The organism is Comamonas piscis, from assembly GCF_014109725.1.
Lineage (GTDB): Bacteria > Pseudomonadota > Gammaproteobacteria > Burkholderiales > Burkholderiaceae_C > Comamonas > Comamonas piscis.
Genome location: NZ_CP058554.1, coordinates 1985259 through 2003948 on the forward strand (window position 1 = coordinate 1985259; position 18690 = coordinate 2003948).

Sequence of the window (18690 nt, forward strand, 5' to 3'; positions counted from 1 at the left end):
GCGGGCAGAGGATTCTGCCCGTGCGATTGCCTAATGGGCTTAGGCGGCCAGTGCCAGGGCTTTGACCTTGGCAGCAATGCGGCTCTTATCGCGAGCAGCTTTGTTCTTGTGGAAGATGCCCTTGTCTGCAATCGTGTCCAGCACGGATTGAGCCTTGGCAAACAGTTCGGTGGCCTTGGTCTTGTCGCCAGCGGCAACAGCCTTTTCCACGTTCTTGATAGCGGTACGGTACTTGGAACGCAGCGAGGTGTTAGCGGCGTTCAGCTTGATGGTTTGGCGGGCGCGCTTGCGGCCGGATGCCAAACGGGGGTTTTTCTTGACTGGCTTAGATGCCATGATGAGTGTCCTTTGAGTCTGCGGATGTTTTCAGTGAATCGGGCATTATAGCTGCTGTCTACTCAGAAATCCAGATATCCACCTATTTCCCGCCAGTGGCACGGCTACACTGCCCGGTGTGTCACTGTTCAAAGCCGCCTCCACCGTCTCCCTGTTTACGCTGCTCTCGCGTATTACGGGGCTTGCCCGCGATCTTTTGATGGCCACCATGTTTGGTGCCAGCGCATTGACCGACGCGTTCAATGTCGCGTTTCGCATTCCCAATCTGTTCCGGCGGCTGTTTGCCGAAGGGGCCTTCAGCCAGGCCTTTGTGCCGGTGCTGGCCACCACCTTGACCAAGGAGGGCGAGGAGCGTACGCGGGATCTGGTGCACAGCGTGGCGACGGTGCTGTTCTGGATTCTGGCCATCACCTGTGTGGTGGGGGTGGTTGCCGCGCCCGCGCTGGTCTGGTTGCTGGCCAGCGGGCTGCGCCAAAACCCGCAGAGCTATGACGCGGCGGTGCTGATGACGCGCTGGATGTTTCCGTATATCGGCTTTATGTCCCTGGTGGCACTGGCCGCTGGTGTGCTCAATACCTGGCGGCGCTTTATCGTGCCGGCGTTCACGCCGGTGCTGCTCAATGTCAGCATGATTGTGGCTGCATTGGCGCTGACGCCCTGGATGCGCAGCCATGGCTTGGAGCCCATCTACGGCATGGCGGTGGGGGTCATGGCTGGTGGCGTGCTGCAACTGCTGGTGCAGTTTCCGGCGCTGCGCCGCATCGGCATGCTGCCGCGTATCTCTTGCCGGCCCTCTGTCATCAAGGCGGCCTGGGCCGATGCCGGGGTGCGCCGCATTCTGTCTTTGATGGCGCCGGCCTTGCTGGGTGTGGGCGTGGCCCAGATCTCGCTGATGATCAACACCCAGATTGCGTCCTACCTGGCGCCGGGCAGCGTCACCTGGTTGTTCTATGCCGACCGGCTGATGGAGTTCCCCACCGCCTTGCTGGGCGTGGCGTTGGGCGTGGTGCTCACGCCGCAGCTGTCAGCGGCCAAGGCAGCGGGTGACGATGAGCGCTATGGCGCCATGCTGGATTGGGGCCTGCGCATTGTCGTGCTGCTGGCGGCCCCTTGTGCGGCCGGCCTGCTGGTGTTTGCCAAGCCCCTGGTGGCCGTGCTGTTCCATTACGGCGCGCTCAAAGGCTCAGATGTGAACCAGATCGCGCTGGCCTTGCAAGGCTATGGCGTGGGCTTGCTGGCCATGGTGGCGATCAAGGTGCTGGCGCCCGGCTTTTATGCCAGCCAAGACATCCGCACGCCGGTGAAGATTGCCGTCTGCGTGCTGGTGCTGACGCAGTTGCTGAACGTGGTGCTGGTGCCGACCATGGCCCACACCGGCCTGGCCCTGTCGATTGGCCTGGGTGCCGTGATCAATGCGCTGTGGCTGCTGGTGGGTTTGATCCAGCGCGGCAGCTTCCAGCCACGGCCTGGTTGGTGGATCTTTCTGGCGCGGGTGGCGCTGGCCGTCGCTTTGTTGACCATCTTTTTGGCCTGGGGGGCACAGATGACTGACTGGGTGGCGATGGGCGCCAGGCGCCTGGAGCGCGTAGGCCTGTTGGCGCTGTGGATGGCCGGCTCGGTGCTGCTGTACTTTGGCGTACTGATGCTGTCCGGCATGAAACTGCGCGCCTTGTTGCGCCGCTGACGGAATAGTTCCCTCTATTAGGGAATATGCGGTTTTTGCGCAATTTCCACTGCGCAGAACCTGCATGCCAGCCCATCTGGTGGTATACATGGAAACCATGGCACTGGCAGCGCACCTGGGTGCCGGCAATGTATGCGAAGGCGCTGCAGTTGGGATGTGTATGGACTTCCGCTTTTCTATCCCCACACCGTTGGAGCATTTCGAATCGCTGGTCAGCAGTGACGATGGCTTTCCGCTGCTCGAAGCCGCCGCTGCGGTGGCCTGCATCGAATACCCCCAGCTCGATACCCAGCAAGTCTTGAACGAGGTTGATCAGCTGCTGGGCCAACTGATGGAAAGCCGCGATGCCAACAGCCGCAGTGCCCTGACCCGGCTCAAGGCCCTGAACCATCGCTTCTACGTCGATTGGGGTTTTCAGGGCAATTCCAACGACTTTTATGCGCTGGACAACAGCTGCCTCAACGCAGTGTTGCACCGCCGGCGCGGCATCCCCGTGTCGCTGGCGGTTATCTGGCTGGAGCTGGCCTCGGCTTTGCAGCTGCCAGCGCATGGCATCTGTTTTCCAGGTCATTTTTTGCTCAAGGTCAGCGTGGCAGAAGGGCAGATCGTGCTCGATCCGCTGTCGGGCCAGTCCTTTTCCAGCAATATGCTGGCGGAGATGCTTGAGCCCATGCAAAAGGCGTTTCACCGCGTCGATGAAGACGATGTGCCGCTGGGCTTGTACCTGCAGGCCGCCAGCCCGCGCGACATCATTGTGCGCATGCTCTCCAACCTCAAGGAGGTCTACCGCAGCGATAAAAGCTGGGCCAAGTTGATCGAGGTGCAAAACCGCCTGCTGGTGCTGCAGCCCAGCGAGTGGACGGAATTGCGCGATCGGGGGCTCGCCTATGCGGAGCTGGGCGTGCATGACCGCGCCCGAGAAGACCTGCAGCAGTACCTGAACCAGACTGGCAGCCCTGCAGATGCTGCCCATATACGTGCCGCTCTGTTAGATCTGCAACGAATGTAACATTTGACGTTGTTTTGACATTTTCTTGTCATTCGGTCGTCACACAACTTGGGCATGATAGAGGCACTAGGGATGCGCCACTATGAAAGATCGATTAGGAATTTCACCAGAAGACGTCATGCACAAGATTGCGCGTGATGTGATGGATGACTATGACGAGTCTCTGGAGCTCGAGATGGAGGACGGCATGCTGGGCGCGCCGTTCGCCGCTGGAATGACAGAACACGACTACCAGTACTTTCGCGAGCTATTGAGGCTGCAAGGGGAACTGGTCAAGCTGCAGGACTGGGTGCAGCACACCGGCCAAAAGGTGGTTGTGCTGTTCGAAGGCCGGGACGCAGCGGGCAAAGGCGGTGTGATCAAGCGCATCACCCAGCGCCTGAACCCGCGTGTGGTGCGTGTAGCAGCCTTGCCGGCCCCCAATGACCGCGAGCGTACGCAGTGGTATTTCCAGCGCTATGTGGCGCATTTGCCTGCAGCTGGCGAGATCGTGCTGTTTGACCGCAGCTGGTACAACCGCGCTGGTGTCGAGAAGGTCATGGGTTTTTGCACCAATGACCAGTACGAAGAGTTCTTCCGCACGGTGCCCGACTTTGAGAAGATGCTGGTCAGCTCGGGTATCTTGCTGGTCAAGTACTGGTTCTCGATCACCGATGAAGAGCAGCATCTGCGCTTCCTGGGCCGTATCCATGACCCGCTCAAGCAGTGGAAGCTCTCTCCGATGGACCTGCAAAGCCGCGTCCGCTGGGAAGAGTACACCAAGGCCAAGGAAGTGATGCTGGAGCGCACCCACATCCCCGAGGCACCCTGGTGGCTGGTGCATGCTGATGACAAGAAGAAAGCGCGTTTGAACTGCATTGCGCACTTCTTGGCCCAGGTGCCGTACGCCGATGTAGACCATGAGAACGTAGTGCTGCCCGAGCGCATACGCCATCCGGATTACAGCCGCCTTCCTGTTCCCGCTTCTATGTACGTTCCAGAAGTTTATTAATAAAGCTTCTCGATCAGTCAATAAAAATTACCTCGGTTTAACCACCGAGGTTTTTTTATGCCTGGATTTTTTGCAGATACAGGTGGCGGTGGGTGTAGAAGATAGGGGAGGGCGCAGTGCAGCGAACCCGTGCTGTTCTTGGAATGGTTGCAGGACACGCTGCTGAGGACTGAGGGATGCCGAAGGCAGAGCGCAAAGAGGGAGGCTAAAAGCCAACCGTTGCGCTGGGATTGGCGCAGTGCATGGTGTGGTGTGGTGTGGGCACGATGAAGGCGCAGAGGTCGGCCAGGAGGCGGGGAGCGCTGCACCTCCACTTGGTGCAGCGCCAAAGCGGTGGATGCTAGATCAACCGAGCCGCAAACAGCTCTTTTTTCAGATAGGCGTAGAACAGCGGCGCAGCCACCAGCCCGGCAGGGCCAAAAATGGCCTCTGCTACAAACATCACCGACAGCAGTTCCCAGACGCCCATATGCGTCTTGGCGCCAACGACCTTGGCGTTGATCAAGTACTCGGCCTTGTGGATCAGCACCAAAAACGCCAGGCAGGCCACGGCCGTCAGCGGTGAAACCGACAGGCCGACGGTGGTGATGACCGCATTGCAGACCAGGTTGCCGACGATGGGAATCAGCCCGCCAAAGAAGGTCAGCATGATCAGTGCGCCGCTGTAAGGCAGGCGCATATTGATCAGCGGCAGAATGCCCAGCAAGAAGATGGCGGTCAGGATGGTGTTGAACAGCGCGATCCAGAACTGGGCCGCCACAATCTGGCGGAAGGCATCACCAAAGCGTTGCACGCGCAGCTGCAGCTGGTAGGCCAGGGGGGCATGGGAATGGCGGCTGTGGCGCACAGCGGCCAGCGAGCCAATCAACAGACCCACAAACACATAGAGCAGGCCGGTGAGCCAGAGTCGGCCCATATTGGCGATGGCGCCGGCCTTCGTGCCCAGGTACTCGGCTGCCCGCTGCTGCAGATCCTGCACGCCATCAGGCAGCACATTGGCCAGCTCGGGCGGCAGCTTGCTGCGCAGGTCCAGCAGGGTTTTGGCCATCGATACCAGCATCTCGCGGTACTGCTGCGGCGCATTGAGCAAATAGCCTTGCGAATGGATGAGGCCCAGGGTGACCAGCACCACGGGCACGACCAGCACGATGGTGACGGCCAGGTATTCCATCCACAATGGCGGCGGCGTGTTCAGTGCGGTGGGTACCCGGCTCAGCTCGCGGATCTTGAGCACCAGGAACAAGGTGAAGGTGTAGCCGGCACAGGCGGCCAGCAGGCCCACCAGCAAGCCGTTGAGCATGATCAGCAGCAGCCCGGCGCCCATCAGCACATAGGATGCTACGCGCACTCCCCAGTGCGCCGGGGGAGGGCGCCACAGGTGAGGCAGGTCCTTGATGCCGCTGGCCGGCTGGCCAGGGCTGTTGGACGAAGGCGTTGCAGAATCCGGTTGCATGGTAGGCCATCCATCAGAGCGAGTCGGTGGGCCAGGGTCTGGCCCCTGCTGCGCGCGGGGAAGGCCCATCACAGAGGCCTGCCCGATTGGGGAAGCTTAGCGCACCGTGACGGCGGCATCCGCGCCGCGAGCGCCAATGCTGCCAATCGACCACACTTGTTCACCAAGCGCGGCAAAAGCGTCTTGCACCGCTTGTGCGCTTTCTGCAGGAACGACCACCACCATGCCGATACCGTTGTTGAACGTGCGGTTCATCTCGATGTCGTCGATGCCGGCAGTCTTTTGCAGCCAGGCAAACAGCTCGGTCTGGGGCCAGCTGCCCTTGACCAGGTGCGCGCCCAGGCCGTCAGGCAGCACGCGGGGGATGTTCTCCAGCAGGCCGCCACCGGTGATGTGAGCCAGCGCCTTGATAGGCTGCGATGCCAACACCTTCAGCACGTTGAGCACATAGAGGCGCGTGGGCTCCATGATGGCGTTCTTGAAAGGCTTGCCGTCCAGGGTCTCGGGCAGTCCGCCTTGGCTTTCGGCGCGCTCGATGCACTTGCGCACCAGCGAGAAGCCGTTGGAATGCACGCCATGCGAGGCCAGGCCCAGCACCACGTCGCCAGCTTGCACGTTCTGGCCGGTCAGGATCTTGCTTTTCTCGACAGCGCCAACGGCGAAGCCGGCCAGGTCGTACTCGCCATCGGGGTACATGCCCGGCATCTCGGCGGTTTCGCCACCAATCAGCGCGCAGCCCGACAGCTCGCAGCCCTTGGCAATGCCACCGACCACCGCCGCTGCGGTGTCGACATCGAGCTTGCCGCAGGCAAAGTAGTCGAGGAAGAACAGCGGCTCGGCGCCTTGCACCAGCACGTCGTTGACGCTCATGGCCACCAGGTCAATGCCCACGGTGTCATGCATATTCCATTCAAATGCCAGGCGCAGCTTGGTGCCCACGCCGTCTGTGCCGGATACCAGCACCGGCTCTTTGTAGCGCTTGGGCACTTCAAACAGCGCGCCAAAACCACCAATACCTGCCATCACGCCTTCGCGCATGGTTTTCTTGGCCAGCGGCTTGATGCGCTCGACCAGCGCGTCGCCTGCGTCAATATCAACGCCAGCATCTTTGTATGAGAGGGGGGTGGAGGAATTGGAGGAGCTCATGAGGGACTAGAAAGGCAATAAAGCTGACCCCCAGCGGGGCCAGAAACGTCGATTTTATGCCGCAAGCCATACCCGAGGGGGGCGAATGACCGTCCGCAGAGCACTGTTACCGATATAGGAATGGATATAGGCAGCAGTTTGTGGCCGATTTCATGCATAAATGCGGCCCATAGGTCTTTTGTGTCGCACGGCCATGACTACCGACTAAAATCATTGGGTTTGCATGTATGGGCCTCGCCTGTGCATGGCCGAGCAAAAGCGCCATGTTGGCGCGCGCCGCGCCAACCGAATTGACCGCTTTCGAGTATTGAACGCAGCCATGCGTGAGATTTCCCCTTCTCTGATAACCCTCTGCGCTGTGCCCACTGCACGGCGGGCAGGGGCGTGGGTCGGAGCGCGCGCATGAAGCAGATGGCTTTGGATCTGGGTCTGGCACCAGGGCCAAACCTGAACCGCTTTTTTGCCGGATCCAACCAGGCCGCGCTGGCGCATCTGCATGCGCAAGTCAATGAGGCCTGGGATAGCCCGCGCTCGACCGTGCCCACCTACCTCTGGGGTGAGATGGGCTGCGGCAAGACCTATCTGTTGCGCGCGGTGGCCGAGGCCTTGCGTGAGCAGGGCGCGCCGGTGGGTTGGCTCGATGCCGGTACCCGATTTCCCAGCGCCTTCAACGAGCGCTGGTCGGCGGTGGTGCTCGATGAGGTACACCTCTACAACCCGGTGCAGCAGGCGGCGGCGTTCAACTGGTTTGTCAATGCCACCAGCCCGGCAACGGGTGCGCGGCGCTGGGTGCTGGCGGCGGGCGATGTGCCGCCCTCCGATTTGAAACTGCGCGATGATTTGCGCACCCGACTGGGCTGGGGCGAAATCTACCAGCTGCACCTGCTGAGCGAAGCGCAGCGCAGAGGGGTGTTGAAAGATGAAGCCAAACGACGTGGCCTGGTACTGAGCGATGATGTGATGGATTACATGCTCAAGCGCTTTTCACGCGACTTGGGCAGCCTGATGCAACTGCTGGACCACCTGGACAATTTTGCCTTGCGCAACAAACGGGGCCTGACGATACCGTTGCTCAAGGACATGCTGGAGACCGAATGAATGGTCTTGCAGCACCAACCGAGATTTTTTTGAATGAATAACCCTGCTGGCGCCGGCACACGGCTTGCGCTTTTTGACCTGGACCACACCTTGCTGCCGCTCGATTCGGACTACGAATGGGGTGAGTTCACCTTGCGCAAGGGCTGGTGCGACAAGCAAGAGTTTGGCAGCCGCAATGCCGCTTTCTTTGCCGATTACCAAAAAGGCACGCTCGATATCCATGCCTATGTGCGCTTTGCCACCGAGGCCATTCGCAAGCTGGGCCCCGAGGCGGCCGATGAGGCGCACCGCGCTTTCATGCAAGAGGTTATCGAGCCGCACATCCAGCCGGCGGCCCGGGCATTGCTGCAGCAGCACCGCGATGCCGGCGACACGGTCGTCATCGTCACCGCCACCAATGAGTTTGTCACCCGCCCCATCGCCAAGGCCTTGGGGGTGGAGCATTTGCTGGCCGTCAACCTGGCGCGCGATGCCTCGGGCTGGATCACCGGCGAGATCGATGGCGTGGCGACGATGCGCGCTGGCAAGGTCACCCGCATGGAAGCCTGGATGGCCGAACGCGGCCTGAGCTGGGACACTGTAGACAGCATTTTCTACAGCGATTCGATGAACGACGTGCCACTGCTGGAGAAAGTCAACACCGCTGTGGCCACCAACCCTGACGACCGCCTGCGCCAATTGGCCGCCGAGCGCGGCTGGCGCATTCTGGACCTGCTGGAGCCTCACGCATGATCAAAAATATCATTGACAAACTGCTGGGCAAGGCTACTGCCGCCAGCAAACCCAAGAACCCCTTTGGCAAGCGCGAGGAGGTGGGCGTCGATGTCCACAAGATCGACCCCGCGATGGTCGACCGCCGGGCAGTAGATGTCTGCAGCACGTTGAAAGAGGCTGGCTTTGAGGCCTATATCGTCGGCGGCGCCGTGCGCGATCTGCTGCTGGGCCTGCGCCCCAAGGATTTTGACGTGGCCACCAATGCCACGCCCGAGCAGGTCAAGAGCCTGTTCCGCCGCGCCTTCATCATTGGGCGGCGCTTCCGCATCGTGCACGTGGTCTACGGCCGGGGCCGCGAGAACGAGGTGATCGAAGTCACCACCTTCCGTGCGTTTTTGGACAGCTCCAAGGCCGAGCAGGTGCAGGGCAACGAGAAGACCAGCCGGGCCGCGCTGGCGGGCATGAAGCTGGCGGTGGACGAAAGCGGCCGCGTGCTGCGCGATAACGTCTGGGGCCCGCAGAACGAGGACGCAGCGCGGCGCGACTTCACCGTCAACGCCATGTACTACGATCCGCAGACCCAGATCGTGGTGGACTACCACAAGGGCATCCGCGATGCCCAAAAGCTGGTGCTGCGCATGATTGGCGACCCGACCACCCGCTACCGCGAAGACCCGGTGCGCATCATCCGCGCGGTGCGCTTTGCCGCCAAGCTCAGCAAGAAGGGTTTCACCATCGATCCCAAGACGGCCAAGCCCCTGGTCGAGTGCGCGCAGCTGCTGCAGGAAGTGCCGCAAAGCCGCATGTTTGACGAGATGCTCAAGCTCTTGCAAACCGGTCACTCGCTGGCATCGATCGAGCAATTGCGCCATCTGGGCCTGGCCAAGGGCATCTATCCGCTGCTCGATGTAGTGGTGGACCGTGCCAACCTGCCTTTTGTGCAGGCCGCGCTGATGGACACCGACCGCCGTGTGGCCGAAGGCAAGAGCGTTGCGCCGAGCTTTTTGCTGGCCTGCGTGCTGTGGCAGGACGTAAAAACCGGCTGGGACAGCCGCATGGCACGCGGTGAGCACCCGCACCCTGCGTTGCAGGATGCCATTGACGATGTGTTCAACCATCGCATTGGCGATGTCTCAGGCCGGGGCAAGCTGGCCGCCGATATGCGCGAGATCTGGGTGATGCAGCCGCGCTTTGAAAAGCGCACAGGCAGCACGCCGTTTGGCATGATTGCGCAGGCACGCTTCCGTGCCGGTTTTGATTTTCTGCGTTTGCGTGCCGATGTGGCGGAAGTGGACGAGGCACTGGCCAACTGGTGGCAGGAGTTCCAGCAGGCCGATGAGGCCCGCCGCGAAGACCTGATTGCCCAGGTGCGCGAAGAGCAGCGTGCCAAGCCCAAGACTGGCGCAGCCAAGCCCAAGCGCGCCCCTCGAAAGCCCGCAGCAGCTAGCGGCGGCGCTGGCAGCGCTGGCGGCGAGCAAGAAGCTGGCTCCTCCTCCAGCCTGGACCAGGTCGCGCAGCAGGCCTTTGAATCCGATGATGCGGATGCCGTCGATGCGCCGGTCAAAAAGCGCCGTCGCCGCCGCCGCAAGCCAGGTAATGCTGAAGGTGGTACCAGCGCCGCTGCCGACACGGAATGAACCAGCCACTGGCCGCTGGTGCCGAGCGTTTGGCCAGCGGTGATGCAGCGCCACCCGCAGGGCAGGCGCTGCCGGCCTGGATCGGCTTGGGTGCCAATTTGGGTGACCGGGGCGAAGCCTTGAGCCAGGCCTTGCAGCAGCTGCATGCCAGCGCGGGGGTGGCCGTACATGCGGTCTCCTCGCTGTATGCAAGCCGGCCCGTCGATTCCTCCGGGCCCGATTACCTCAATGCGGTGGCGGAGTTACGCACCTCGCTGTCTGCGCAACAACTGCTGCATCTGCTGCAGCAACTGGAGCTCGCCGCCGGCCGCGAGCGCCCTTATCGCAACGCCCCGCGCACCTTGGACCTGGATGTCCTGCTTTATGCAGACGTGGACACCTTGATCGCCCTACCGGATCTGCAGGTGCCCCATCCGCGCATGTGGCAGCGCGCTTTTGTGCTGGCGCCGTTGCAAGAGCTGCAGCCGGCCTTGGTCAGCGACGCGCAACTGCAGCCGCTGCTGGCGCAGGGCGTGCAGCGCAGCCAAGGGCCAGTCTGGTGGCGCTAACTCCAGTACAGGCCAAGAACAACGAAGCCCCGCAGCTGCACGCTGGCGGGGCTTTTTGCTGGGCGCTACGGATTCGCAGCGCGGCGTTTAGTCGACCTTGGCGCCCGAGAGCTTGACCACCGATTCGTACTTGTTGCGCTCGGAAGCCATGAACTTGTCGAACTCGGCCGGCGTGGTGGGAACGGGCTCGGCCATCAGGCTGGCAAAGCGGGTCTTGGTGGTGGGGTCCTTCAAGGCATCGGTGAAGGCCTTGTTCAGGCGGTTGATCACGTCAGGCGGAGTGTTGGCCGGTGCCACCAGGCCCCACCAGGTGTCGATCTCAAAGCCCTTGAGGGTGTCGGCCAGTGGCGGCACATTGGGCAGCATGGGGCTGGCGTGCAGGCTGGTGACGGCCAAAGCCGTGAGCTTGCCGCTGTGGATGTTGGCCGAGGCGGCGGCCAGGTTGTCGATGTTGAAATCGACTTCGCCCGACAGCAGAGCCAGCTGAGCAGGGTTGGCACCACGGTAAGGCACGTGTACCGCAAAAATGCCGGCCTGGCGCTTCATCATCTCGCCCGCCAGGTGGCCGGAGCTGCCATTGCCGCCGCTGCCAAAGTTCAGCTTACCGGGGTTCTTCTTGGCGTAGGCGATCAGCTCTTGCACATTGCTGATATGCAGCGCCTTGGCGCGCTCGGTGTTCATCACCAGCACATTGGGCACGCGCACCATCTGCGTGATGGCGCTGAAATCGGTGGCGGCATTGAATGGCATCTTGGTGTAGAGCCAGGGGTTGACCGCGTGCGTGGCCGTGGCCGACAGGCCAATGGTCAGGCCGTCGGGTGCTGCCTTGGCCACAATGTCGGCACCAATGTTGCCGCCAGCGCCTGCCTTGTTGTCGATCACCACGGTGCCGAGTTGGTCACGGACACGCTCGGCGAGGATGCGCGAGGTGACATCCAGTGGGCCACCCGGTGCATAGGGCACCACCAGGCGGATCACAGGCTCCGCAAAAGCGGCAGGTGCTGCAAGGGCGCTGGCGGCCAGAAGGGCGGATAACAGGATATTTCTGCGTTGCATGTTTGTGAGTCTTCTTGAGGAGAGTGAATAACGACGCAGCGCCTGCGATGCGCAGGTACTACCCCCGAAACTTTCTAGTGTAGCGGCTGTGCTGTGTAGCCACCGTGACGCACAGCAGCTACAAGAGCGCCATCGGCGCAGCCGCTCAAGTGATCTGGTTTTGCTTGTCGGCCTCGGTCACAAAGGCATCGGCGAAGAAGGCGTCATCGGGCAAGCCACGCTGCGCGGTAAAGCTTGCGCGGGCGGAATCCACCACAATCGGCGCACCGCAGGCATAGACCTCGTGGCCCGAGAGATCGGCAAAATCATCGAGCACGGCCTGGTGTACAAAGCCGCTGCGGCCTGGCCAGGCATCTTCGGCCAATGCGTCCGATACGACGGGAACATAGCGCAGCTGGGGCATCTCGGCGCAGCGCGCCAGCATCCAGTCGTGCATGTACAGGTCTTGCGGGCGGCGCCCGCCCCAGTACACCGTGACGGGGCGCTGGATGTTGTGATGCTGCAGGTGCTCGACCAGGGCCTTGATCGGTGCAAAGCCGGTGCCCGATGCCAGAAACACCATGGGCTTGTCGCCCTCGTGCAGGTAGAAGCTGCCAAACGGGCCTTCGATGCGCAGGATCTCGCGTTCCTTCATCGCGCCAAACACGTGGTCGGTAAAAAAGCCGCCGGGTGTGTGGCGGATATGCAACTCCAGCCCTGGTGACGTTTCCTGCTGGTGCGGGGCAACGGCCATCGAGTAGGCGCGGCGCAGACCGCCCGCGAGCAAAAACTCGATGTACTGGCCGGCATGGTAGCGAAAGCTGTCAGCGGCCGGTAGCTGCAGACGCAGCTTGACCACATCGGGCGAGACGCGCTCCATGGTTTGCACGCGCACGGGCATCTTCTTGATCGGGAAAGCGCTTTCATCGGTGACATGGCGCGACTCGATCACCACATCGCTGGTGGGAACGGCGCAGCACGGCAGGATCATGCCGTCGGCCTCTTCCTGCGGACTCAGGGCCCGCTCGCTGTGGGGGCCGTGTACAACCGTGCCGCTGAGCTTTTTGCATTTACAGGAGCTGCAGGCGCCATCCTTGCAGCCATAGGGCAGGCCCACGCCGCTGCGGATGGCGGCTGTCAGGATCGCTTCCGAGGCTTGGGTGGCAAATGCGCGTCCGCTGGGCAGGACCGAGATTTGAAACGCGCTGGGCGAAGAGCTCATTGCAGCAAAATTCCTTATCGACAAAAAACAAGGGCGCTCGCGAGCGCCTGGGCATGCATAAATGGGGGAGGCATGCGCCTTTGCAAGGCGCGCCAGACGCTAGACTGCGATGTGCCTCCCGATGAAACACGAAAGCTTATTGTGCCTTCAAACCAAATCCCGCGAAGCGGGCACCGCCAGCCCCACCTGACTGCCTTGCCGGCGCGTTTTCGGCGCCAGCGGGTGCTGATTGTGGGCTGCGGCGATGTGGGCCAGCGGCTGTTGCGCCTGTGGCAAGGTGCCGGCCAGGATCTGCACACCGCAGGGCCTGCCGCGCGTGGCCCGCTGGTGCGGGCACTCACCTCATCGCCGCAGCGGGTGGCCAGCCTGCGGGCTTTGGGCGCTACCCCCTTGCTGGGCAATCTGGACGATGCGCGCAGCCTGCGCCGGCTGGCGGGCCTGGCCCAGCGGGTGGTACACCTGGCGCCGCCTGCACAACCGCAAGCCGGTGTGTTGCCGCCAGCGGTCATGCGCGATCTGCGCAGCCGCAACCTGCTGCGCGCGCTGGTGGCCAAAGCGGGCCAGGCGCCGCATGTGGTCTATGGCTCGACCAGTGGGGTGTATGGCAACTGGGATGGCGAATGGGTGAGCGAGACGCATGCGCTGCGCGCCTCCACCGCCCGCGCGCTGCGCCGGGTCGATGCCGAACGCCAGCTGCGCAAATGGGCGCTGCGCTTTGGTGCCAGTGGTGCTGCGGTGCATGTGCTGCGCATCCCCGGCATCTATGCGGGCGACCGCGAGGGCGGCACCCCGCTGGGGCGCCTGCAGCGCGGCACGCCGCTGCTGCGGCGCGAGGACGATGTCTACACCAGCCATATCCATGCCGATGACCTGGCGCGTGCCGTAGAGCGGGCGCTGTGGCGGGGCAGGCCCCAGCGGGTGACGAATGTGGCCGATGACTCTGCCATGCCGATGGGCGATTATTTTGACCTGGCTGCCGATCTGTGGCGCTTGCCGCATCCCGAGCGCATCAGCTGGGCGCAGGCGGAGCAGCAACTGAGCCCCACCTTGCTGAGTTTTATGCGCGAATCGCGGCGGTTGAGCAACACGCGGATGCGCAAAGAGCTGGGTGTGGTGCTGCGCTACCAGACGGTGCACCACGGCCTGCAGGCGGCGGTGTATCTATTGGGGCCTGCAGGCCCAGCGGCTGCGGCAGATTGAAAGGCTAACGAGCAGACCTTCGATCTAGTGCGCCCTTAGCAAGGCGCGTTGCCACCCTGGCTGCGGCAGCTGCGTGGATTGGCGCCTGGCGCGGGCGGGCGCACGGTCTCGCCAATCTGGCCGCGCGGATGCGAATAGCCTTGGGAGTCCACGCATTTGAAAACGTCGCAGCGGCTGATGCTGGGCGCCGGCGTGGGTTGGACGGGTGGCCTGGGGGGTGGTGGGCGGTAATAGGGGTAGCGGTCGCCGTAAGGGTCGACAGGTACAACGGCGCTGGGCGCAGGGCGGCTGGCTTCCAGGCGGCTGTAGGCCTCGGGGCCCAAGCAATCGAGTTCCATCTGGCGCTTGGCAGCATCCAGCAAGGCGCTGCTGCCCATGGCCTTGTCGGCAGCGGCCTCTGAGGCTGCGCTGTAGCGATCCCGCGACTGCTGGCAAGCAGCGGACTGGGCCGGGTTGCCGGCAGCACCACGGCTCGCGGCTCTTTGCTCCCGTTGCTCGGCGCGCTCATCGGCTTGCAGACGGCGCTGGGTTAGCTCCTGCTCGCGCCGCTCGGTCTTGGCTTGCAGTGCTTCCAGCTCGCGGGCGCGGTCCTGGGCCAGTTCCTCGTCAGTTTTGCGCCGCTCAATCTCGGTGGCTTTGGCGCCACTGGCGCAGGCGCCATCGGTGTAGCTCACTTTGCCGGTGCCGGCATCCACACAGCGGGTGACTTGGGCCTGGGCCAACGGGGCAGCCAGCACGCATACGCAGTAAAGGCCCAGCCATGCGGCGGGCCTGTACCAAGTGATGTGACGAAGCTGCGGGTATCTCATGGTGCAGGTCGGTGAAAGCGTTGCTGCTATCGATCAGCGTTGGAACTGACCACCAAATTGGCCGCCATTGGGGCGACCCGAGGGTGCGCTGGGGCGGGGGCCGCCGCCCGAAGGACGGCCAAAATTGGAGCCGGTACCGGGCGCCAGCTGCTGTGGGCGCGACGGCTGGGGCCGGCTGCTGCCATAGCCGGGACGGTTGTAGCCGGGACGGTTATAGCCACCACCCGGGGGACGGTAGTAACCGCCGCCGGGCCGGTAATAAGGCCGGCCGCCGCCATACACATAGGTGGGCGAGCTTTGGATAACCAGCGAGCTGCTGCCGTAGTAAGGGTAGCTGTTGTAGCCATAGCCATAACCGCCACCGTAGCCGTAAGCCGGGGTGGAGTAGGTCGAGTAGGCATCGCCGTAGTACACGCCGTCTGCGGGCGCGACCACGCAGCCGCCCAAGAGCAGGGCGCTGGCTACGGTGATCCCGATGGTTGCGAGACGAATGGTACGCATGGTGAAAAACTCCTAGTGCGCCAGAGCCGCGCCGTTAAAGCGCGGGCCTGGCAGTGGTTCAGCGGCAGGGGCGGCTGGGGGTCAGCACATTGTCGCTGCCGCTGGCATTTTGGCGCGCGGCGGCTGCACATTCCTGCTGGTGGCGGCTCTCGCCAAAGCGGTTGCGGTCGCGTTCGTTGTTTTGGCGCTGGCGGTCCTGGGCCTGGCGCTCCAGTGCGCGGCGGCGGTCTTCGTCGCGGGCACGTTGGTCACGGTCGCGGTCCCGGTCACGGGCCTGGCGATCCCGGTCACGCTCGCGTTCGCGGGCCTCACGTTCACGGGCTGCGCGGTCGCGGTCCCGGTCACGTTCGCGGTAATAGCGGTCGTCGTTGTAGCGGTCTTGCACATAAATGGTTTGCGAAGGTTGCTGGTAGCCATAACCGCCGCCGCCATAGCTGCCGTAGCCGCCGTCACTGTAGTAGCCATCGCTGCCGGTGGCCACGCAGCCGGTGCTGAGCAGTGCGCTGACCGCCACGGTGGCGATACTGAGCAATTGACGATGATTCATTTTGAGCCTCTCTCGTTGTGTTGTGGCAGGGATGGCTCTTGAGCCAGCCAACGCCATTCCCAATGCTAACCGTTACCTCGTTATCAGCGTATCCATGGGCCCCTCCATGTAAAGACGTTTTTCAACGCTGGGGGGTTGACCGCCGGGTCGCCGCGATGCAGTGTTTTTCCAATCTTTACAGAGCCTGCTGCGTCTTTTTCTGGAGACAGACTGCTAATTCGCGTCAGCAGAGGTACCAGATGGTTTCTATTGCTCAGGTCGTCCTCAAACTTTTTTGGGTCATTTGCTGCAATGCAGCAAAGGCAGGAATGCCCCGTGGCCCAGCGCTTATATGCTATTTCAAACCCACTGTGTCGCTATTTTTACAGGACTTGTCCTAATACCGTCGTAGGCCTAGCTAGATAAAAAATCACTGTCACGCTATCGATTTCGGTAATGCATCCGTTCAGCTGCCCACATTACGAGTGGCGAGGTGGCAAAAACGGGTGCCGGTGGCGATCAACAGACGCTTTTGATGGAGTACGACGCAATGGATAAAAGTATCAAGGCTGCAGTGGCCCTGGTGGTGGCCGGTATGGCCGTGGCTGCAAGCGCACAAGAGGTGGTGAAGATCGGTACGATGAGTCCGCTGTCCGGTCCTCAGGCGCACTATGGCAAGGACAACGTCACGGGCGTGCGTTTTGCGGTGGAAGACCTGAACGCCCAAGGTGTCACTATCGGCGGCAAGAAGATCAAGTTTGAAGTGGTCGCGGAAGACGATGCGGCTGACCCCAAGCAAGGCACCGCTGCAGCGCAAAAGCTCTGCGATGACAAGGTCGCTGCCGTTGCCGGTATTCTGAACTCGGGCGTGGCCATTCCCTCGTCCAAGATCTTCAACGACTGCGGCGTGCCCTTCATCACCGGCGCGGCCACCAACCCTGAGCTGACCCGCCCTGGCTACCCCGGCGTGTTCCGCATCATCGCCAACGACAACGCGCTGGGCGCTGCGCTGGCCGGCTATGCGGCTGACACCTTGAAGCTGAAGAACGTGGCCGTGATCGACGACCGCACCGCCTACGGCCAAGGCCTGGCCAATGTGTTCAAGAAGGATGCGGGCGCCAAGGGCGTAAACATCGTGGCTACCGAGTTTACGAACGACAAGGCCACCGACTTCATGGCCATCCTGACCTCCATCAAGGCCAAGAAGCCCGATGCAATCTTCTACGGCGGCATGGATGCCCAAGCTGGCCCCATGCTGCGCCAGATGGTGCAACTGGGCATGACCAATGTGAAGTTCTTTGGTGGCGACGGCATCTGCACGGCCGAGCTGGCCAAGCTGGCCACCGGCACCAAGACCTTGGGCAACGTGATTTGCGCCGACGGCGGTGCATCGCTGGCCAAGATGCCCGGCGGCACGGAATGGAAGAAGCGCTACGACGCCAAGAACCCTGGCGTGTTCCAGGTTTACAGCCCGTACTTCTATGACGCGACCATGCTGATCGTTGACGCGATGAAGCGTGCCGATTCCACCGATCCCAAGAAGTACCTGCCTGAACTGCGCAAGTCCGAGTACAGCGGTGTGACGGCCAAGATTGCCTTCCAGGAAAACGGCGAGCTGAAAGTACCGCTCTACACCTTGAGCAACTACGTGGCTGGCAAGAAGACGCCTATCGGCGAGTAAATTGCCTCCAGTGGTTGGCACGCAACTGCTGCCAGCCCCACAGCCCGCTCAGGCATCACGCCTAGGCGGGCTTTTTGCTGTCTGGACTGCGGTACTGCGCTGCAGGCTGGTGCAAGCAAGCCGGCGGCAAAACCAGTTTCCTGCGCATCAAAAACCAGGGTGACGGTGTTTGTATCGCAGCCGCTCTACAATCGGCCGGCGAGCTGCAGCAGGCTTAGGCTTCCAAAGCCAGGCCGGCAGCAGTTCAGCGTTATTCTCAGGGCGGGGTGCAATTCCCCACCGGCGGTATCTGGTCCTTGGTAGGCCAGCAGCCCGCGAGCGCTTGCAAGGTCTACGGCCGCGCAAGGTCAGCAGATCTGGTGCGATGCCAGAGCCGACGGTCACAGTCCGGATGAAAGAGAATCGCGCACGCCTTTTGTTGCAGCACTGCGCTTTGGCGCGGCGTTGTGCCACGGGCTTGCGCGCGCCCTGATTCAGGTCATTGAAGGACAGTAGAACCATGAATCAGCATTCCAGTATTTCTTACTCCATCAGCAAAGCCTCGCGCCTGGCGATTGTCAGCGCGCAATGGCATTCGGACATCGTCCACCAGGCCCGCGATGCGGCCTTGGCCGAGCTGGCCCAACAAGGCTGGCGGGCGGACCAGGTCGACCTCTACGATGTGCCGGGCGCCTTCGAGATCCCCTTGCTGCTCAAGCGCCTGGCGCAAAGCGGCCAGTATGCGGGCTTGATGGCCTGCGGCCTGGTGGTCAACGGCGGCATCTACCGCCATGAGTTTGTGACCACCGCCGTGATCGACGGCCTGATGCAGGTGCAGCTGGACACCGGCGTGCCGGTTTTCTCGGCCGTGCTGACCCCCCGCGACTTCCATGACTCGCAAGAGCACCATGACTTCTTCCACCAGCATTTTGTGAAGAAGGGCGCCGAGTTGGCCCGCGCCTGCGCCACGACGGTGCAACTGCACCGCAAGCTGGAGGCCCAGCAATTGCAGCAGCTGCAGCCGCAAACCTTGGCCGCCTGAGGCGCCCCCATTTCTGATAAAAGGGTTTTCCCTGAGTATCACAGGCTGGTAAGCATTTTTTGGCACACTGGCGAGCCGC

At 62.4% G+C, this 18690-nt stretch carries 18 protein-coding genes and 1 riboswitch; of the genes, 10 read left to right on the forward strand and 8 right to left on the reverse strand.

From position 1 onward, the window contains the following. Nucleotides 1-39 precede the first annotated feature (39 nt). Nucleotides 40-336 carry a 30S ribosomal protein S20 gene (rpsT, locus tag HS961_RS08815; RefSeq protein ID WP_021025539.1) on the reverse strand — a complete coding sequence of 99 codons (297 nt, stop codon included), beginning with the start codon at nucleotides 334-336 and terminating at the stop codon, nucleotides 40-42. Nucleotides 337-454: 118 nt separating this feature from the next. Here rpsT and murJ point away from each other — a divergent pair, with 118 nt between their 5' ends. From murJ to ppk2, 3 genes are all read left to right on the forward strand, one after another. After that, nucleotides 455-2020, forward strand: a complete 1566-nt coding sequence (murJ, locus tag HS961_RS08820; RefSeq protein WP_182327340.1) for a murein biosynthesis integral membrane protein MurJ — start codon at nucleotides 455-457, stop codon at nucleotides 2018-2020. Between the two features lie 88 nt (nucleotides 2021-2108). Further along, nucleotides 2109-3029 carry a SirB1 family protein gene (locus HS961_RS08825; protein ID WP_182327341.1) on the forward strand — a complete coding sequence of 307 codons (921 nt, stop codon included), beginning with the start codon at nucleotides 2109-2111 and terminating at the stop codon, nucleotides 3027-3029. A 118-nt stretch (nucleotides 3030-3147) separates the two neighbouring features. Next, the gene (ppk2, locus tag HS961_RS08830) at nucleotides 3148-4020 is read left to right on the forward strand and encodes a polyphosphate kinase 2 (protein WP_238347843.1); all 873 of its coding nucleotides are present in this window, start codon (nucleotides 3148-3150) and stop codon (nucleotides 4018-4020) included. Between the two features lie 340 nt (nucleotides 4021-4360). On the opposite strand, the gene HS961_RS08835 is transcribed toward ppk2, so the two are convergent. Together HS961_RS08835 and purM are read right to left on the reverse strand one after the other, a co-directional pair. Beyond that, the gene (locus tag HS961_RS08835; protein WP_182327343.1) at nucleotides 4361-5473 is read right to left on the reverse strand and encodes an AI-2E family transporter; all 1113 of its coding nucleotides are present in this window, start codon (nucleotides 5471-5473) and stop codon (nucleotides 4361-4363) included. A 96-nt stretch (nucleotides 5474-5569) separates the two neighbouring features. Further along, complete coding sequence (purM, locus tag HS961_RS08840) at nucleotides 5570-6619, reverse strand: phosphoribosylformylglycinamidine cyclo-ligase (protein WP_182327344.1); 1050 nt, start codon at nucleotides 6617-6619, stop codon at nucleotides 5570-5572. A gap of 402 nt (nucleotides 6620-7021) precedes the next feature. On the opposite strand from purM, the gene hda reads away from it, so the two are divergent. Genes hda through folK form a run of 4 tightly spaced genes read left to right on the forward strand, consistent with a single transcriptional unit; the run spans nucleotide 7022 to nucleotide 10616 of the window. Further along, on the forward strand, nucleotides 7022-7717 hold the full coding sequence (gene hda, locus HS961_RS08845) for a DnaA regulatory inactivator Hda (RefSeq protein WP_182327345.1): 696 nt from the start codon (nucleotides 7022-7024) through the stop codon (nucleotides 7715-7717). A gap of 33 nt (nucleotides 7718-7750) precedes the next feature. Then, entirely contained in the window at nucleotides 7751-8449 is a 699-nt protein-coding gene (locus HS961_RS08850; protein WP_182327346.1) for an HAD family hydrolase, read from the forward strand. Next, nucleotides 8446-10068 (forward strand): polynucleotide adenylyltransferase PcnB, encoded by a 1623-nt coding sequence (gene pcnB / locus HS961_RS08855; RefSeq protein WP_182327347.1) that lies wholly within the window; start codon nucleotides 8446-8448, stop codon nucleotides 10066-10068. The genes HS961_RS08850 and pcnB overlap by 4 nt, the downstream gene beginning before the upstream one ends. Then, nucleotides 10065-10616 (forward strand): 2-amino-4-hydroxy-6-hydroxymethyldihydropteridine diphosphokinase, encoded by a 552-nt coding sequence (folK, locus tag HS961_RS08860; protein ID WP_182327348.1) that lies wholly within the window; start codon nucleotides 10065-10067, stop codon nucleotides 10614-10616. Before pcnB ends, folK begins: the two co-directional genes overlap by 4 nt. A gap of 87 nt (nucleotides 10617-10703) precedes the next feature. On the opposite strand, the gene HS961_RS08865 is transcribed toward folK, so the two are convergent. Together HS961_RS08865 and HS961_RS08870 are read right to left on the reverse strand one after the other, a co-directional pair. Beyond that, nucleotides 10704-11672 carry a Bug family tripartite tricarboxylate transporter substrate binding protein gene (locus HS961_RS08865; protein ID WP_182327349.1) on the reverse strand — a complete coding sequence of 323 codons (969 nt, stop codon included), beginning with the start codon at nucleotides 11670-11672 and terminating at the stop codon, nucleotides 10704-10706. Nucleotides 11673-11817: 145 nt separating this feature from the next. Continuing rightward, on the reverse strand, nucleotides 11818-12873 hold the full coding sequence (locus HS961_RS08870; protein WP_182327350.1) for a CDP-6-deoxy-delta-3,4-glucoseen reductase: 1056 nt from the start codon (nucleotides 12871-12873) through the stop codon (nucleotides 11818-11820). A gap of 141 nt (nucleotides 12874-13014) precedes the next feature. On the opposite strand from HS961_RS08870, the gene HS961_RS08875 reads away from it, so the two are divergent. Then, nucleotides 13015-14073: an NAD-dependent epimerase/dehydratase family protein gene (locus HS961_RS08875; RefSeq protein WP_412101640.1), complete on the forward strand. Its 1059-nt coding sequence runs from the start codon at nucleotides 13015-13017 to the stop codon at nucleotides 14071-14073. Nucleotides 14074-14108: 35 nt separating this feature from the next. On the opposite strand, the gene HS961_RS08880 is transcribed toward HS961_RS08875, so the two are convergent. The 3 genes from HS961_RS08880 to HS961_RS08890 are packed head-to-tail and all read right to left on the reverse strand — an operon-like array spanning nucleotide 14109 to nucleotide 15930. After that, nucleotides 14109-14882: a DUF4124 domain-containing protein gene (locus tag HS961_RS08880; RefSeq protein ID WP_182327351.1), complete on the reverse strand. Its 774-nt coding sequence runs from the start codon at nucleotides 14880-14882 to the stop codon at nucleotides 14109-14111. A 33-nt stretch (nucleotides 14883-14915) separates the two neighbouring features. Next, complete coding sequence (locus HS961_RS08885) at nucleotides 14916-15383, reverse strand: hypothetical protein (RefSeq protein ID WP_182327352.1); 468 nt, start codon at nucleotides 15381-15383, stop codon at nucleotides 14916-14918. 58 nt (nucleotides 15384-15441) lie between these two features. Next, nucleotides 15442-15930 (reverse strand): hypothetical protein, encoded by a 489-nt coding sequence (locus HS961_RS08890; protein ID WP_182327353.1) that lies wholly within the window; start codon nucleotides 15928-15930, stop codon nucleotides 15442-15444. 529 nt (nucleotides 15931-16459) lie between these two features. On the opposite strand from HS961_RS08890, the gene HS961_RS08895 reads away from it, so the two are divergent. Both HS961_RS08895 and HS961_RS08900 read left to right on the forward strand, forming a co-directional pair. Continuing rightward, the gene (locus tag HS961_RS08895; protein WP_182327354.1) at nucleotides 16460-17590 is read left to right on the forward strand and encodes a branched-chain amino acid ABC transporter substrate-binding protein; all 1131 of its coding nucleotides are present in this window, start codon (nucleotides 16460-16462) and stop codon (nucleotides 17588-17590) included. Between the two features lie 248 nt (nucleotides 17591-17838). Continuing rightward, nucleotides 17839-17997, forward strand: a riboswitch (FMN riboswitch). Nucleotides 17998-18089: 92 nt separating this feature from the next. Beyond that, nucleotides 18090-18611, forward strand: coding sequence for a 6,7-dimethyl-8-ribityllumazine synthase (locus tag HS961_RS08900; protein WP_182327355.1), 522 nt, complete (start codon nucleotides 18090-18092; stop codon nucleotides 18609-18611). Nucleotides 18612-18690: the final 79 nt, after the last annotated feature.